Annotated in this window: 16 protein-coding genes; 5 read left to right on the top strand and 11 right to left on the bottom strand. The window is 73.5% G+C overall.

Annotated features, from left to right (window positions below):
- Positions 1-52: 52 nt before the first annotated feature.
- Positions 53-538, top strand: a complete 486-nt coding sequence (locus FL583_RS21480; RefSeq protein ID WP_205752330.1) for a SigE family RNA polymerase sigma factor — start codon at positions 53-55, stop codon at positions 536-538.
- A complete protein-coding gene (locus FL583_RS21475) occupies positions 535-1,068 on the top strand; it encodes a hypothetical protein (protein ID WP_142706496.1) in 534 nt (177 codons plus the stop codon). The genes FL583_RS21480 and FL583_RS21475 overlap by 4 nt, the downstream gene beginning before the upstream one ends.
- Here the strand turns inward: FL583_RS21475 and FL583_RS21470 are convergent.
- The 9 genes from FL583_RS21470 to FL583_RS21430 are packed head-to-tail and all read right to left on the bottom strand — an operon-like array spanning position 1,057 to position 10,419.
- Complete coding sequence (locus FL583_RS21470; RefSeq protein WP_142706495.1) at positions 1,057-1,977, bottom strand: alpha/beta hydrolase; 921 nt, start codon at positions 1,975-1,977, stop codon at positions 1,057-1,059. The genes FL583_RS21475 and FL583_RS21470 overlap by 12 nt on opposite strands.
- Positions 1,974-2,723: an SAM-dependent methyltransferase gene (locus FL583_RS21465; protein ID WP_205752329.1), complete on the bottom strand. Its 750-nt coding sequence runs from the start codon at positions 2,721-2,723 to the stop codon at positions 1,974-1,976. The genes FL583_RS21470 and FL583_RS21465 overlap by 4 nt, the downstream gene beginning before the upstream one ends.
- Before the next feature lie 19 nt (positions 2,724-2,742).
- On the bottom strand, positions 2,743-3,489 hold the full coding sequence (locus FL583_RS21460; RefSeq protein ID WP_142706494.1) for a DUF427 domain-containing protein: 747 nt from the start codon (positions 3,487-3,489) through the stop codon (positions 2,743-2,745).
- On the bottom strand, positions 3,486-4,517 hold the full coding sequence (locus FL583_RS21455) for a 2OG-Fe(II) oxygenase family protein (protein ID WP_142706493.1): 1,032 nt from the start codon (positions 4,515-4,517) through the stop codon (positions 3,486-3,488). Before FL583_RS21455 ends, FL583_RS21460 begins: the two co-directional genes overlap by 4 nt.
- Positions 4,518-4,528: 11 nt before the next feature.
- Complete coding sequence (locus FL583_RS21450) at positions 4,529-5,134, bottom strand: hypothetical protein (protein WP_142706492.1); 606 nt, start codon at positions 5,132-5,134, stop codon at positions 4,529-4,531.
- Positions 5,131-7,038 carry an ABC transporter ATP-binding protein gene (locus tag FL583_RS21445; protein ID WP_142706491.1) on the bottom strand — a complete coding sequence of 636 codons (1,908 nt, stop codon included), beginning with the start codon at positions 7,036-7,038 and terminating at the stop codon, positions 5,131-5,133. Before FL583_RS21445 ends, FL583_RS21450 begins: the two co-directional genes overlap by 4 nt.
- Positions 7,038-7,901 (bottom strand): ABC transporter permease, encoded by an 864-nt coding sequence (locus FL583_RS21440; protein WP_142706490.1) that lies wholly within the window; start codon positions 7,899-7,901, stop codon positions 7,038-7,040. Before FL583_RS21440 ends, FL583_RS21445 begins: the two co-directional genes overlap by 1 nt.
- Positions 7,898-8,851 (bottom strand): ABC transporter permease, encoded by a 954-nt coding sequence (locus tag FL583_RS21435; protein WP_142706489.1) that lies wholly within the window; start codon positions 8,849-8,851, stop codon positions 7,898-7,900. The genes FL583_RS21440 and FL583_RS21435 overlap by 4 nt, the downstream gene beginning before the upstream one ends.
- On the bottom strand, positions 8,848-10,419 hold the full coding sequence (locus FL583_RS21430; protein WP_142706488.1) for an ABC transporter substrate-binding protein: 1,572 nt from the start codon (positions 10,417-10,419) through the stop codon (positions 8,848-8,850). The genes FL583_RS21435 and FL583_RS21430 overlap by 4 nt, the downstream gene beginning before the upstream one ends.
- Positions 10,420-10,535: 116 nt before the next feature.
- Between FL583_RS21430 and FL583_RS21425 the strand changes: the two genes are divergently transcribed.
- Positions 10,536-11,711: an SfnB family sulfur acquisition oxidoreductase gene (locus tag FL583_RS21425; protein WP_142706487.1), complete on the top strand. Its 1,176-nt coding sequence runs from the start codon at positions 10,536-10,538 to the stop codon at positions 11,709-11,711.
- Positions 11,712-11,747: 36 nt separating this feature from the next.
- On the opposite strand, the gene FL583_RS21420 is transcribed toward FL583_RS21425, so the two are convergent.
- A complete protein-coding gene (locus FL583_RS21420) occupies positions 11,748-12,398 on the bottom strand; it encodes a TetR/AcrR family transcriptional regulator (RefSeq protein ID WP_142706486.1) in 651 nt (216 codons plus the stop codon).
- Positions 12,399-12,474: 76 nt separating this feature from the next.
- On the opposite strand from FL583_RS21420, the gene FL583_RS21415 reads away from it, so the two are divergent.
- Positions 12,475-13,200: an MBL fold metallo-hydrolase gene (locus FL583_RS21415; RefSeq protein ID WP_205752328.1), complete on the top strand. Its 726-nt coding sequence runs from the start codon at positions 12,475-12,477 to the stop codon at positions 13,198-13,200.
- 6 nt (positions 13,201-13,206) lie between these two features.
- Positions 13,207-13,890, top strand: coding sequence for an MBL fold metallo-hydrolase (locus FL583_RS21410; RefSeq protein ID WP_142706485.1), 684 nt, complete (start codon positions 13,207-13,209; stop codon positions 13,888-13,890).
- On the opposite strand, the gene FL583_RS21405 is transcribed toward FL583_RS21410, so the two are convergent.
- Positions 13,883-14,380 carry an HIT family protein gene (locus tag FL583_RS21405; protein ID WP_205752327.1) on the bottom strand — a complete coding sequence of 166 codons (498 nt, stop codon included), beginning with the start codon at positions 14,378-14,380 and terminating at the stop codon, positions 13,883-13,885. The genes FL583_RS21410 and FL583_RS21405 overlap by 8 nt on opposite strands.
- Between the last annotated feature and the right edge of the window lie 103 nt (positions 14,381-14,483).

The following is a 14,483-nucleotide window of genomic DNA, read 5'->3' as shown; positions in this document are numbered from 1 at the left end:
ACCTGGGGCGGCCGGCCGGAGTTCTGAGGGGCGTGACGACAAGGAGCAACGGGTGATCGCCCGCGGGTACCAGCGCGAGTTCGAGGAGTTCGTCCGCGACTCCTCGGACCGGCTGGTCCGCACGGCCTATCTGCTGTGCGGTGACCGCGGGCACGCCGAAGACATCATCCAGACCGCGCTGCTGCGCACCGCCCGGCGGTGGCGCTCGGCCCGGTCGAGCCCGGAGGCCTACGCGCGGCGGGTCGTCGTCAACCTGGTCAAGGACCGGTGGCGATCGCTGTCGCGCCGGCCACCGGAGACCGGGTTGGAGGTCGACGTCCCGATGGTGGACCCCGTCGCCGACGACCGGCTGCTCGACGCGGTCCGGACGCTGCCCGAAGGGCAGCAGGCCGTGCTCGTGCTGCGGTTCTTCACCGGCCTGTCGGTCGCCGAGACCGCGGCCGCGCTGGGCTGCAGTGACGGGACCGTGAAGTCGCAGACGGCGCGCGCGCTCGACCGCCTCCGATCCACTCTCACCCCGGAAAGGGAACGCTCATGATCACCGACGACGACCTGACCCGGCGGCTCGGAGCCGCGTTCGAGGGAGCGGCCGCCGACCTGCGGTACGCCGGGCCGGTCCCGGCCGCCCGGCGCACACCGTCGACCGCCTGGCTGGCGCTGCCCGCGGTGGCCGGGCTGGCCGTGGCTGGGGTCGCCCTGGTGGAACAGCCGTCGGCGCCGGTGCCCCAGGCGGTCCCGGCCCCCTCGGCTTCCCTGGGAACACCGACCACGACCACGATCACCGTGGCCGGCTTCCGGATGACGTACCAGGCCAGGCCCGGCTCGCCGGCGCCGCTGCGGTCCAGCCTCGACCCGGGCCCGGTGCCGTCCGGCGCCCGCCCGGTCGCGCCCCCGCGCGGTGCGGTGCCCGGAGTACGGGCCTGGGTCGGCCAGGACCCGGCGACCGGCGACGCCGCCCTCTGGGTCGAGGCGCCGACCCGCAACGAGGGGCGCCGGTTCGCGCTCTACTCGTCGGTGTGGAGCCAGCAGCAGCTCGTCGAGCTGTTCCGCAACGGGTCACCGTCCTAGGACGCCGGTGAGCCAGTCCCGGCGGGTCGCCCAGGCCCGCCGGGCCAGCCGGGATTCCGGCACGAACCCGTCGAAGCCGTGGAACCCGCCCGGCCAGACGTGCAGCTCGGCGTCGCCGCCGGCCTGCCAGATCGCGTTCGCGTAGGCGACGTCCTCGTCCCGGAACGTCTCGGCCGAGCCGACGTCGAGATAGGCCGGCGGCAGGCCGGACAGGTCGGTCGCGCGGGCCGGGGCCGCGTACGGCGAGACGTCCGGACCGCCGGCGGCGTCGCCGAGCAGGCAGCCCCAGCCGAACGCGTTCGCGGACCGGTCCCAGATCCCGCGGCCGTCCAGCTGGCGGGCCGAGAACGAGTCGTTGCGGTCGTCGAGCATCGGGGCGAGCAGCATCTGGGCGTGGATCGCCGGTCCGCCCCGGTCGCGGGCCAGCAGCACGGTCGCGGCGGCGAGGCCACCACCGGCACTGCGCCCGGCCACGATCAGCGGGCCGAGGCCGAGCTCGGCGACGCGCTGCAGCCCGGCGTAGCAGTCCTCGACCGGCTCCGGGTGCGGGTGTTCGGGCGCCAGGCCGTAGTTGACCGCGACCACGGCCGCGGGCAGGTCGACGACGAGGTCGAGGATCTGGGTGAGGCCGCCCGAGCGGTTGTCGCCCAGGATCATTCCGCCGCCGTGGATCCAGTACAGCACCGGGACCGGCCCGGTGGCGTCGGCCGGGAGACAGCTCAGCAGCGGGCCGTCCTCGCTGATCCGGAACCGTCCACCGCGGCTGAGCTCGTCGTCCGTAGGACGCGGTTGCAATGGGCTGGGCTCGCGAGCGGCGGGAAGCTGCTCGCGGGTCGGCGGGGGACCCATGAGGTGCGCGATCGTGTCGAGGAACGCGCCGAGCTCGGGATCGAACGGCGGAGGATTCATGCTCCCAGCTTGACCCCCACGGCGGCGTACATGCCGGTCGGGGGGTCGGAGTCGGGCGGGCCGTCGGGGCGCCAGGCGTGCAGCGGGACCAGGCCGGGGTCGAGCAGGTCGAGCCCGTCGAAGAACCGCAGCACCTCGGCCGCGGACCGGAACCGGACCTCGATGCCCTGCCGGGTGTAGACCTCGCCGGCCCGCCGGACCTCCTCGCCGTTGACGTCCTCGGTCGAGTGCGACAGGACCAGCGCGCTGCCGGAAGGCAGCGCGTCCATCAACTGGTGGACGACGCCGAGCGGGCCGGCCGAGTCGGGCAGGAAGTGCAGGATCGCGACGAGGCTGAGCGCGACCGGCCGGGTCAGGTCGAGCAGGTCGGTGGCCGCACGCAGCGAATCGGGGTCGCGGAGATCGGCCCCGACGTAGGTGGCCCGTCGCTCGCGGCCGTACCGCAGGACCAGCGGGTCCCGGTCGACGTACACGACCCGGGCGGCCGGGGCGATCTCGTGGATGTTGGGGGACGTGGGGAGGCCGGCGCCGATGTCGAGGAACTGGTCGATGCCCCGCTCGGCGGCGAGGTGCCGCACCGCCCGGACCAGGAACTTACGGTTCTCCCGGGCCAGGTCGCGAATGCTCGGGAACGCGGCGACCAGCTGTTCGACCGCGGCCCGGTCCGCGGCGAAGTTGTCGGTGCCGCCCAGCAGGTAGTCGTACATCCGGGCCGAGTGCGGCACGTCGCTCTGCAGGTCGTCCACGCCTACCGACCATAATGGATCACTCCGGAGCGGCTCGGCTGAAGACCGTCAGAGGGCGCTCCAGCGGCTTGCCGTCGACGACCAGGTCCACCTCCTCGTTGTAGAACGCGACCAGGTCGGCGATCGGCGTGACCGCCCGCACCGGGTCGGGGTAGCTCCAGGCGATGTTCTCCGGCCCGCCCGGCACCGACCAGTACACGGCCGTGCCCTTGTACGGGCACCCGGTGCGCAGCTCCGACTTGTCCAGCCGGGAGAAGTCCACGTCCGCGCGCGGGAGGTAGTACCGGATCGGCAGCCGGGTCTCGAAGACGAGCACCGGGTGGTGCGAGTCCGCGACCGGCACCCCGTCGATCGAGACCTGGACGTGCCGGGAGCTGGGCAGCGCGTCGACGCGTTTGTACGGGTCGCGAGGGTGGACGAAGATCTCCTCGTCCTCCTCGTACCAGTGCTCGATCCCGGGCTCCGTGCGCCGGAACCAGTCGAACGCCAGGTACCCGTCGAACTCCGGCACGTCGGACGCGATCCCGGCCCGGCGATGCCCGTCGATCACCAGGTCGTAGCCGTCCGCGGCCGGCACCAGCAGGTCGGTGCGCACGTCCTCGCGGGGGAACACGTACCGGGGCACCGGGTGACCCGGGTCCCAGACCAGGATCGGATTCGCGCTGTCGATCACGGTCGTCGACCCGACCGTGCCGCGCACCCGGCGCTCGGACGGCTCGTACGTGAGCTCGTCGTCGGGCACCGGGTGCCGGCGTGAGATCGTCATGCGTCGGCCAGCGCCGCGACGTAGGGGCGGCCCTCGCGCCAGGCGGCGATCTGGTCGGGGCGGCCGAACACCCGCAGGTACTCCTCCACCCGGTCCTTGACCGTGTCCCAGATCAGGACCGGGTCGAACTCGGGCTCGTCGTCGCCGACGAACGGGGCCAGCGGCTCCACCACCGTGTCGACGCGCGGGTGCCAGAACACCCCGCTCGACAGCCGGGTCACGGTGCCGCCGGCGACGACCCGGTGACGGCCGGGCCGGAGGCGGCCGTTCGTCCAGCGGGTGAGCAGCGAGCCGGTGAAGACCTGCAGGGCGCCGGGCACGATCGGCACCGGTACCCAGCTGCCGTCGGCGCGCTGGCCCTGCAGACCGTCGTAGTCGCCGCGCTGGTGCAGGACCGTGAGCACGGACCCGTCGGCGTGCTCCAGGAGCAGCAGCTTCCGCTCGTCGTCGCCCGCGGCCGGGTCGGTGCTGCCGCCGTCGTCGTAGGTCCAGGTCGGATAGTTGTTGACGACGAACTGCGTGTGGTCGGGCCCGTCGCCGGTCGGGAAGACGCCCGGGTCGACGTCGAGAGCGCGGGCGTAGACGGCCAGCACCCGGCGGGCGACCAGCCGGGCGGCCTCGTGGTAGGCGCGGGCGGCTTCGCGCAGGTCCGGCGACGGCCAGACGTTCGGGTGGGCGAAGTCGGCCGCGTACCGGGGGTCCAGGCCGGCCGCCACGGCTTCGTCGACCGAGTCGAACTCGCCGATCGTGAAGCGTTCGAGCTCGAGGCGCCCGAAGTCGTCGGGCCACTGGCGCCAGCCGCGGTAGGGGTGGCCGGTCGGGCTGGCGAGCGGGATCTTCTGGTCGCGGGGGAGCGCGAGGATCGCGCCGATGCGATCGTGGAAGTCGTCGATCGTGGCCTGTGGGACGCCGTGGTTGACGATCTGGATGATGCCGAGGTTCTCGCCCGCGGTGCGCAGGGCGGCGAGGGTGGCCGGGTCGCCCGATTCGGCGAGCGCGAGGTCGATGGGCGCGATCTCGGTGGGCACAGTGAGCTCCTTCAGGCGGTGGGGACGGTGAGTGAGCGGCGGAGATGCTCGGCGAGCGCGCCGGGAGATCCGTCCAGGTCGGTGACCGGCACGGCCGGGATCCAGCCGGCCGAGACGTCGGGTGTCGTCCGGGCAATGGCGACCGGGCCGGCGGCGGACTCCAGCAGCGGCCGGATCTCGTCGGTGAGCAGCGGGTCCACGAGCAGGAGGAGGCCGACCGGGCGGCCGGCCCTGGCCGCCGCGGCCAGGACCGTGGTGGCGGCTTCGCCGAGCCCGGCCCAGACGGTGGCCCGCGGGGCGAACGACGCGATCGCCTCGGCGACCGCCCGGCCCGCGCGCCGCGGGGTCGTGGCGGGGCCGCTGGAACGCCCGGCTCCCGGCAGGTCCAGCACGACCGCGGGCCGCTGCAGGCGCAGCGCGACCCCGTCGAGGTCCCTGGCCTGACCGCCGGGCGGCGCGACCAGCACCGCGTCCGGTGGTCCGTCGCCCCAGGCGACGCCGGAGAGGTGCCCGCCGACGCTGATGTTCACCCAGCGGCGCACCACGGTCGGCGTCGGCACGCCGGCGGCCGCGGCCGCCTCGGCGACGCCGTCGAACTCGTTCTCTGGTCGGGTCACGATTGCTCCTCCGTTCGAACCGAGAGGGGCGCACTGGGCAGCGCGCCCGACGCGAGATGACACCGCACGACGTGCCCGGGCGTGATCTCGCGCAGCGCGGGCTCGTCCGCGCACCGGTCGTGCGCGAACGCGCACCGCGCCACGAACCGGCACCCCCCGGCCGAGGCCGTTCCGGCGGACAGCGTCGTGGGGCGGTCCCGGGCCGCGGTCACCAGCGCGTGCGTGTACGGGTGATGCGGCCCGGCCAGCACCTCTGCGGTCGTCCCCGATTCCACGATCCGCCCCCGGTACAGCACCGCCACCCGGTCGGCCAGGTAACTCACGACCGCCAGGTCGTGCGAGATGAACAGGTACGACGTGCCCGACCGCTCCCGCTGCGCGGCCAGCAGCTCCAGCACCCCGGCCTGGACGCTCACGTCCAGCGCCGACACCGGCTCGTCACACACGACGAGGTCCGGCTCACCGGCGAACGCCCGCGCGATCGCGATCCGCTGCTTCTGGCCGCCGGACAGCGCGGTCGTCCGCGCCTGGAGCAGCCCCGGGTCGACCTGCGTCCGCGCGGCCAGCTCCTCGACGCTCCCGCGTCCGCCGAGCGTCCGCAGGGCCCGGGCCAGGACCGTGCGCACCCGCTGCGCCGGGTTCAGCGTCGCGTCGGGCTGCTGGAAGACCATCTGGACGCGTCGCCGCGCGCCGCCGCGGCGGGCCAGCGACGGCGCCAGCGGCGAGCCGTCCAGCCGCAGTGACCCGGGCCCGACGCCGGACGGCAACCCGGCGATGGCCCGCGCCACCGTCGTCTTGCCGCTGCCCGACTCACCGACCAGCCCGAACACCTCGCCCCGGCGGATCGCCAGGCTGACGTCCTCGACCGCGACCTGCCGCCCGTACTTCCGGGTGAGCCCGGAGACCTCCAGCCGCACACCGTCGATCTCCGGCGGCGGAGACAACCGCACCGGCGGAGACGCCAGCGCCGGCAACTCCGGCCGGATCCGCTCGACGTGATGACACCGCACCGAGACCCCGTCGACGACCCGCTCCAGGGGCTCCGCCGACCGGCACACCGCATCGGCGAACGGGCACCGGGCCGCGAACCGGCAGCCTTCTCCGGGCGACGAGGCCCGGCCCTCGATCGCGGTGAGCCGCCGCACGGTCCGCGGCACCCCGAGCGTCGGCGCCGACCCGAGCAGCGCGGCGGTGTACGGGTGCGACGGCGCCGACAGCACGTCCGCCGCCGCCCCGCGCTCCACGACCTGGCCCGCGTACAGCACCGCGACCTCGTCGCACCGCCGCCCGACCAGCCCGAGATCGTGGCTGACCAGCACGACGGTCGCGTCGAGCGAGGTCCGGAGGTCGTCCAGCAACCCGAGGATCTCGGCCTCGACCGACGCGTCGAGCCCGGTCGTCGGCTCGTCCAGCACGAGCAGGCGGGGCCGGGCGGCCAGCGCCGCCGCGATCACCACCCGCTGCTGCTGCCCACCCGACAACTGGAACGGATACTTCCGCGCCGCGTCGGCCGGCAGCCGGACCGCCTCCAGCAGGCTCGCCACCGGGTCCTGGGGCCGTCCCTGGAGCGCGAGCACCTCGCGCAGCTGCGTGCCGACCCGCATCGTCGGATCCAGCGTCGCCCCGGCCTCCTGGTGCACGAACGCGAGATCGGTGGCCCGCCACGTCCGCAGCGCCCCCGGCGACAGCCCCAGCACGTCCACGTCGTCGACGGCGACGCTCCCGGCCCGCACCACCCCGCCGTCCGGCAGGTGCCGCCCCAGCGCCCGGACCAGCGTCGTCTTCCCGCTCCCGGACTCCCCGACGATCCCGAGCGTCCGCCCGGTGGGAATGCTCAGGCTGACGTCGTCGACGACGACGGACGAGCCGAACGCCACCGACAGCCCGCTCACGACGACGCTCATCAGCGCTCCACCCGGGCCCGCAGCGAATCCGCGATCAACGCGACGCCGACGACCAGCGACGCGATCGCCAGCGCGGGCGCCAGCACGGTCCACGGGGCGATCTGCAGCCAGGCCCGGTTGTCGGCGACCGACGCGCCCCAGTCCGGCGACCCCGGCGCGGCGCCGAGCCCGAGGAACGACAGCGTCGCGGCCGCGAACACCGCGTCGCCGAGCCGCGAGGTCGCCTCCACCAGCACGGTTCCGGCGACGTTGGGCAGGATCTCGCGCACCAGCAGCGACCACCCCGGCTCACCGCGCAGCCGGGCCGCCTCGACGTACGGCTTGTCCCGCTCGACCAGCGTCGCCGCCCGCACGCTCCGGGCCACGATCGGCACGAACGAGAACCCGATGACCAGCACCAGCACCGCCGTCGACGACCCCAGCAGCGCGACGAACAGGATGCTCGCGACGATCGCCGGGAACACGGTCAGCGTGTCGAGCACCCGCATGACGCCCTCGTCGACCCACCGCCCCGACGACCCCGCGACCAGCCCGATCACGGTGCCGGCCAGCACCGCGAGCGCGGTCGCCAGCGGCGCCACGGCCAGCACCGACCCGGCCCCGGCGAGCAGCCGAGAGAACACGTCCCGCCCGAACTGGTCGGTGCCCAGCAGGTGCTCGGCCCCGGGCGACGCGAACTTCGAGCCCGGATCCTGGGCCAGCGGGTCGAACGGCGCCCAGTGCCGCCACAGCAGCGCGTCCAGCGTCCACAGGAGAAGGATGAGCAGCCCGAGGCCGAGGGCCACCGGCGCGCGACGCGAGCCACCCACGGCGGGCGGAGGCGCCACCGGCGCGCTCGGCGGAGCCTCGACCACCGACGTCATGCCGCCACCCCCAACCGCAGCCGCGGGTCCAGGAGCCGGTAGGCGACGTCGACGCCGAGCGAGATGAGCAGGTAGAGCAACCCGAGCACCATCGCCGCGGCCTGGAGCGTCGGCAGGTCCTTGTCGAGGGCGGCGTTGAGCAGCAGCGCGCCGATCCCCGGGTAGTTGAACAGCAGCTCGACCGACACCAGCCCGCCGAGCAGGAACTGCGCCTGGACGCCGAGCGCGCTGGTGGCCGGGACCGTCGAGTTCCGCAGCACGTGCCGGCGCACGACCGCCACCCGGGACGCCCCGCGCAGCTCCGCCGCCCGCACGTACGGGCTGCGCACCGACGCGACCGTGCTCGCCCGTACGTGCCGGGCGACGTACCCGAGGCAGAGCAGCACCAGCGACACGGCGGGCAGCACGAGGTGCTCCAGCCGTAGGCTGAGGGACGCGCCCGGGGGAGCCTGGGCGCCGGCCGGGAACCACCGCAGCGTCACCGCGAACACGACGAGCAGCACGACCCCGGTGACGAACTCCGGGGTCGCCGCGAGCGCCAGCCCGGTGACCGACAGGAACCGGTCGAGCGGCCGGTCGTGGTACAGCCCCGACACCACGCCCCAGGTCAGCGCGACCGGCACGAGCAGCACGAACGCGAACGCGGCCAGCAGGAGCGACGCGCCGAGCCGCTCGAACACCAGGTCCCGGACCGGCACCTTCAGCGTGTACGACGTGCCCCAGTCGCCGGTGACGAAGCTGACCAGCCAGTCCCAGTACCGCACCGGCAGCGCCCGGTCGAGGCCCAGCTCCTGACGCAGCGCCGCGACCGTGGCGTCGCTGGCCTCCCGGCCGAGGATCTGCCGGGCGACGTCACCCGGCAGCACCTCGGTGGCCAGGAACACCAGCACCGAGATCACGACCAGCGTGAGCGGGATCGCGGCCAGGCGGCGCAGCAGCAGGTGTCTCATACCGAGGAGACCGCGCTGAAGTCGACGTAGGACGACGGGTGGGCGGTGATACCGCGGAACTTGCGCTTGTTGTAAGCCCGCACCGCTCCGTTCCAGAGGCTCAGCACGACCGGCACGTCCTCGTGCAGCGCGTCGGCGATGATCGCCGCCTGCTTCTGCCGCTCGGCGTCGTCGGTGGCCGCGTCGTAGGCGGTCAGCGCTTGGTCGACCGCCGGGTTGCGGTACTTCGAGCCGTTCCAGACGCCGGTGCTGGTCACCATCGGGCTGACGAACTGGCTCGGCACCGCGCGCCCGGCCCAGCCGACGAGGTTGGCCGTCGTGAACAGCCAGGGCGTGTCGGTCTCCTGATTGCCGCCGTAGAACGCGGCCGACGTGCGCTGGTCGAGGTCGACGGTGATCCCGACCTCCTTGAGCTGGGCCTGGATGACCAGCGCGTAGTCCTTGTTGGGCGGGTCGAACGTCAGCGCGAACTTCAGATTCGGGACACCCGCGGCCGCGAGGAGCTCCTTGACCTTGGCCGGGTCCTTCTTCCGCTGCGCGAGGTCCTTGGGTGCGGAGGGGAACAGCGGCGCGTACAGGTGGTCGTTGCCCAGCTGACCGATCCCGTCGTTGACGGCCTCGTTCACGCTCGGCCGGTCGAGCGCGTAGGCGACCGCCTGGCGGACCTCCTTCTTGTCGAACGGCGCCCGGTCGACGCGGAGCGTGAGCGCGGTCATGCCGGTGGACGCGGCCTCGTCGAGCGCGATGTCGCCCGCGGCCTGGATCACCGACGCCTCGGTCAGGATCAGCGCGTCGAGCTCGCCACTCTGCAGCGCGAGCTGCTCGGCCTGCGAGTCCGCGTAGAAGCGGACGTTCACGCCGTCCAGATAGGGCTTTCCCGGCTGCCAGTACTTGGGGTTCCGGGTGAAGGTCGCGCCGGTGGACGGGTTGTAGTCGGTCAGCAGGAACGGGCCGGTGCCGATCGGGTTCTTGGTGAAGTCGCCGGCGTAGTCGGCCTTGAGGATCACCGCGTTGTAGTTGCCGGCCGAGACCAGGTACGGGAAGTCGGAGAACGCGCGGGCGAGCGTGAACACGACGGTCTGCGGGTCTTTGGTCGTGACCCCGCCGGGCTTCAGCACGTCACCGAAGGCCGAGAGCGCGGCCGACTTGTTCTTCGGGTCGAGCAGCCGGTCGAAGCTGGCCTTGACCGCGGTGGCGTCCAGCGGGGTGCCGTCGGAGAACGTCACGCCCGGCCGGAGCGTGAACGTCCAGCGCTTGTTGCCGTCTTCGGCCGTCCACTTCTCGGCCAGCCGGGGGACCAGCTGGTACTTGTCGTCCAGCCAGATCAGGTAGTCGGCGACCAGCTGCACGAGCGCGATCGACGACCCGTCGTACATCGTCACCGGCTCGACCGCGGTCGGTGGCGCGGTCGTCCCGGCCCGGAGCGTGCCGCCCTGTTTCGCGGGCCCGCTCGCCGCCGCGTCCGGGGCGCCGTCGTCGACGCCGCAGGCCGCGAGCAGGGCGAGAAGACCGAGGCCACCAGCGCCGGCGAACACCTGGCGTCTGGACAGAAGGGAATCGTGGGGCATGAGGAACTCCTGGGGGCGGGAGTCGAAGGAACACGGCGCGCGACGATGCAGCGACCGTAAGCGTCGGTGGCCTAGTATGTCTACCAAACAGGTAGGGATTTGCCTAGGGTGATCACATGACCCATGTCGTCCGTTCCGGCCGCGAGGCCGAGGAGATCGCCACCGAGCTCGCGGCGACGTTCGCGTCGCAGGCCGCCGACCGCGACCGGACCCGCACGCTCCCGGCGACCGAGCTGGCCGAGCTGTCGGCCTCCGGCCTGCTCGGCATCTCGGTGCCGGCCCGCTTCGGGGGCGCCGAGGTGCCGATCGTGTCGCTGGCCGAGGTGTTCCGGCTGCTCGCGGCGGCCGACGCGAGCCTGGCCCAGATCCCGCACAGCCACTTCGTGTTCCTCGAGGCGCTGCGTCTGGAGGGGACCGTCGACCAGCGGGAGCGCTGGTTCGGCGCGGCTCTGCGCGGCGAGCGCTTCGCGAACGCGCAGGCCGAGCGCGGTGGGCGCACGGCCGCGGACGACGCGACGACGCTGACGCGATGTCCCGACGGTGGCTACCTGCTGCGGGGCGAGAAGTTCTACAGCACCGGCGCGCTGTTCGCGCACTGGCTCGTCGTCCGGGCGGTGCTCGGCGACGCGAAGGCGCTCGCCTTCCTGCCGGCCGACGCTCCTGGGGTGACCGTCACCGACGACTGGGACGGGATGGGCCAGCGCACGACGGCCAGCGGAAGCGTCCACCTGGACGACGTCCGCGTGGACGCGGACCAGGTCGTGCCCTACACGCCGATCTTCGCCCGGCCGACGACCTACGGAGCGCGGGCCCAGGTGCTGCACGCGGCTCTCGACGTGGGCATCGCCCGCGGGGCGCTGACCGCGGCCGTGACCCAGGCCGGAACCGCGCGCCCGTGGTGGGAGGCGGGGGTGGGCACCGCGGTCGAGGATCCGCTGCTGGTGCAGCAGGCGGGAGAGTTGGAGATCGTCGTGCGGGGCGCGGAGGCCCTGGTCCGCGCGGCGGCCGAGGCGATCGACGAGGCCGGACCGTCGCTCTCCGAGGCCTCGGCCGCGCGGGCGTCGGTGGCGACCGCGGTCGCCAAGGTGGCGGCCGGGCGGGCGGCCGTGGAGGTGGCGTCGGCGCTGTTCGAGCTGGGCGGCACCCGGTCGGCGTCGGAGGCGCTGAACCTGTCCCGCTTCTGGCGGGACGGGCGCACGCACACGCTGCACGACCCGGCGCGCTGGAAGGTGCAGCACGTGGGGCGCTGGGTGCTGACCGGCGCGGTGCCGCCGAGGCACGGCCAGCTGTAGATCCCCGTCAGTCGAGGACGCGGGGCCGGCTCGGCGTCACCGGGGGTCGTGCAGTTTGGCGATCGAGGTGATGAGTTCGACTTCGGTCTCGGTGAGGTCGGGCCAGGGGAACTGGTAACCGCCGCCCCGGAGCACGACGAGCCCGTGCATCGCCATCCACAGCTGCACCGCCGTCGACAGCACCGAGGTCGCGCCCGACGACCCGTCGGCGATGCACTGGCGGACACCGTCCATCAGGGACGCGAACGGCCCCGCGTCCGGGTCGCGGGTGTCGAGCCGGCCGGCCCCGGGCGGGCCGGGCTCCTCGCCGCGCAGCAGCCGGTTCCGGCGGAACAGCAGCCCGTACAGGTTCGGGTTGTTCAGACCGAAGGCCATGTAGGCCCGACACCCGGCGAGGAGCCGCTCGCGCGGGGCCTCGATGCCTTCCTTCGCACTCGCGATGAAGCGCCCCAACTCGGCGAACGTCTCGACGGTGACGGCCTGCACGATCTCGTCCGGACCGTCGAAATGCGGGTAGATCGACTGCGGCGCGATGCCGACGCGCCGGGCGACGCCCCGGAGCGTCACCGCGCTCTCGTAGCCCTCCTCGACGAGGATCGCCCGCGCCGCCGCCACGATCTCGCCGCGCAGCGCCCGCCCGCCCCCGCGGGGATTGCGTCGCCGGGACTCGCTGGCCGCTGTACTCACGGCCGTGAGCTTACTTTGTCCTGGATCGGGCGCCGACCCTTGCGCGTCTAGAGTTCACGCCCGTAAGGTCACAGGTGTGAGCATAAGCCTGAACGTCGTCGATCTTCGTCCCGACCTGCGGATGGTCCGCGACAGCGGACCAGGGCAGGCCTACCTCTTACGCCGGGGCCGCAGCGCGGTCGTGGTCGACACCGGCATCGCCGGTCAGGGCGACGCGCTCGCCGCCGCCCTGCGCGACTGGGGCCTCGACCGGGACGCGCTGACCCACGTGCTGCTGACGCACTGGCACCCCGACCACGCGGGCTCGGCGGCCGAACTCGCCGCCTGGCCGGGCGTCCAGGTGTGGGCGCACCACTCCGACGCCGGGATCATCCGCGGCGACCACCCCGGCACCCTCCCCGCGCTGACGCACGCCGAAGAGGGCCTCTACGCCCACATCGCCGGCTCGATCCCGGACGCGCCGCCGTGCCGGGTGGACCGCGAACTCGCCGACGACGAGGTGCTGGACACCCTGAAGGCCCAGGTGATCTCGACTCCCGGGCACACCGACGGCAGCATCGCGCTGCTCTTCGAGCAGGACGGCGTGGTGTTCACCGGCGACATCGCCACCGAGTACGAGGGCAACGTGATCCTCGGCCCGTTCAATCACGATCGCTCCGAGGCCCGCGCGTCGTTCCGCCGCTTCGCCGCGCTCGACGTCGACACCGTCTGCTTCGGGCACGGCCAGGCGCTCCGCGGTCCGGACACCAAGAAGCTCCGGGCCGCGGCCACCGCCGAGACCGTTCCCGACCCCCTCGGATAGGCGCCCGTGTCCACGCGCGTCGTTCCCCTGCCGCTCAGCATCAGCAACGCGTTCCTGGTCCTCGGTGACCGGCCGGTTCTCGTCGACGCCGGCTCGCCCGGCGACGGCGACCGGCTGGTCGCCGGGCTGCGGACCCACGGCATCACGCCGAACGACCTGTCCCTCGTCGTGCTGACGCACGGCCACACCGACCACACCGGCGCCGTCGCCGCTGCCGCGTCCGGCGGCGCTCCGGTCGCGATCGGCCGTGCCGACGCCCCGTCGCTGCTCGCCGGCACCAACGACGCGCTGGTCCCGACCGGCCCCGTCGGCGCCGCCCTCAAGCTCCACATGACCCGCCAGCACTTTCCCGGGTTCACCCCGCAGCTCCAGCTCGACGGCGCCCGTCGGCTCGACGAGTTCGGTGTCGGCGGCGAGCTCGTCCCGGTCGGCGGACACACGCCGGGCTCCTACGTCGTCCTGCTCGATGACGGCGGGGACGCGATCGTCAGCGACCTGGTCCGAGGAGGCTTCGCCGGCGGGCGCGTCCGGCCCGGGCATCCGCTCCGGCACTACTTCACCGAGGATCGAGCGGCCAATCGCGCCGGCCTGGAGCGGGTGCTGGCGCACGGCCCGACGACGATCCACGTCGGACACGGCGGCCCGCTCGCCGCCACCGACGTCCGCCGCCGCCTCGACGCGATCACCTGACCACAATTCGGCGAGCGATCGCGTTCGCCAGATCGGCCATCGCGCCGTCGGGAACGTCGAGGTAGCCGCGATCGGCGCCGAGCGCGGCGATCTGCTGCTCGTCGTAGGGCGTCCCGGGCGGCAGCGGGACGAGGTGCCAGTGGACGTGCCGATTGCCTTGCTGACTACCGAGGCTGAGCACGTACAGCCGCTCGCACCGAACGGCCGCGGTCAGCGCCGACCCGACCGCGTGCACTCGTCGCTGGAGCGCGAGATAGGAATCGAGGTCGAAGTCGCCGATCACGTGCTCGTGATGCGCGACCGGCGCGACGAGCACGTGGCCCCACAGCGATGGAAACCGGCTCAGGAACACGACCGCCAGGTCGTCCCGGTGAACGACGTGATGAAGGTAGGCGGGGCTGCCGGCCAGCAACTCGCAGACGAAGCAGGCCCGTCGGACCAACTGGTGGTAATCGACCGTCCGGAATGCTACGCGGGGGTAGTCGGTCACGAGCCGATCGTGCCGCCGTCGGAGTCGTTGTGCGACTCTGGGGGGCGTGGCACTGGTCTGGGTGACCGGTAATTCCACCCCGCACCCGCGGGGTGGCTCGACC

Origin of the sequence: Cryptosporangium phraense (assembly GCF_006912135.1) — a bacterium.
In the GTDB taxonomy this organism is placed as follows: domain Bacteria; phylum Actinomycetota; class Actinomycetes; order Mycobacteriales; family Cryptosporangiaceae; genus Cryptosporangium; species Cryptosporangium phraense.
The sequence above is the reverse complement of the archived record's forward strand: the minus strand, read 5'-3'. Positions and strand labels throughout refer to the sequence as shown.

Coding starts and splice junctions, on each gene's coding strand:
- FL583_RS21475 (WP_142706496.1), top strand. CDS start 535: ATGATCACCGACGACGACCTGACCCGGCGGCTCGGAGCCGCGTTCGAG.
- FL583_RS21470 (WP_142706495.1), bottom strand. CDS start 1,977: ATGAATCCTCCGCCGTTCGATCCCGAGCTCGGCGCGTTCCTCGACACG.
- FL583_RS21460 (WP_142706494.1), bottom strand. CDS start 3,489: ATGACGATCTCACGCCGGCACCCGGTGCCCGACGACGAGCTCACGTAC.
- FL583_RS21445 (WP_142706491.1), bottom strand. CDS start 7,038: ATGAGCGTCGTCGTGAGCGGGCTGTCGGTGGCGTTCGGCTCGTCCGTC.
- FL583_RS21440 (WP_142706490.1), bottom strand. CDS start 7,901: ATGACGTCGGTGGTCGAGGCTCCGCCGAGCGCGCCGGTGGCGCCTCCG.
- FL583_RS21435 (WP_142706489.1), bottom strand. CDS start 8,851: ATGAGACACCTGCTGCTGCGCCGCCTGGCCGCGATCCCGCTCACGCTG.
- FL583_RS21430 (WP_142706488.1), bottom strand. CDS start 10,419: ATGCCCCACGATTCCCTTCTGTCCAGACGCCAGGTGTTCGCCGGCGCT.
- FL583_RS21425 (WP_142706487.1), top strand. CDS start 10,536: ATGACCCATGTCGTCCGTTCCGGCCGCGAGGCCGAGGAGATCGCCACC.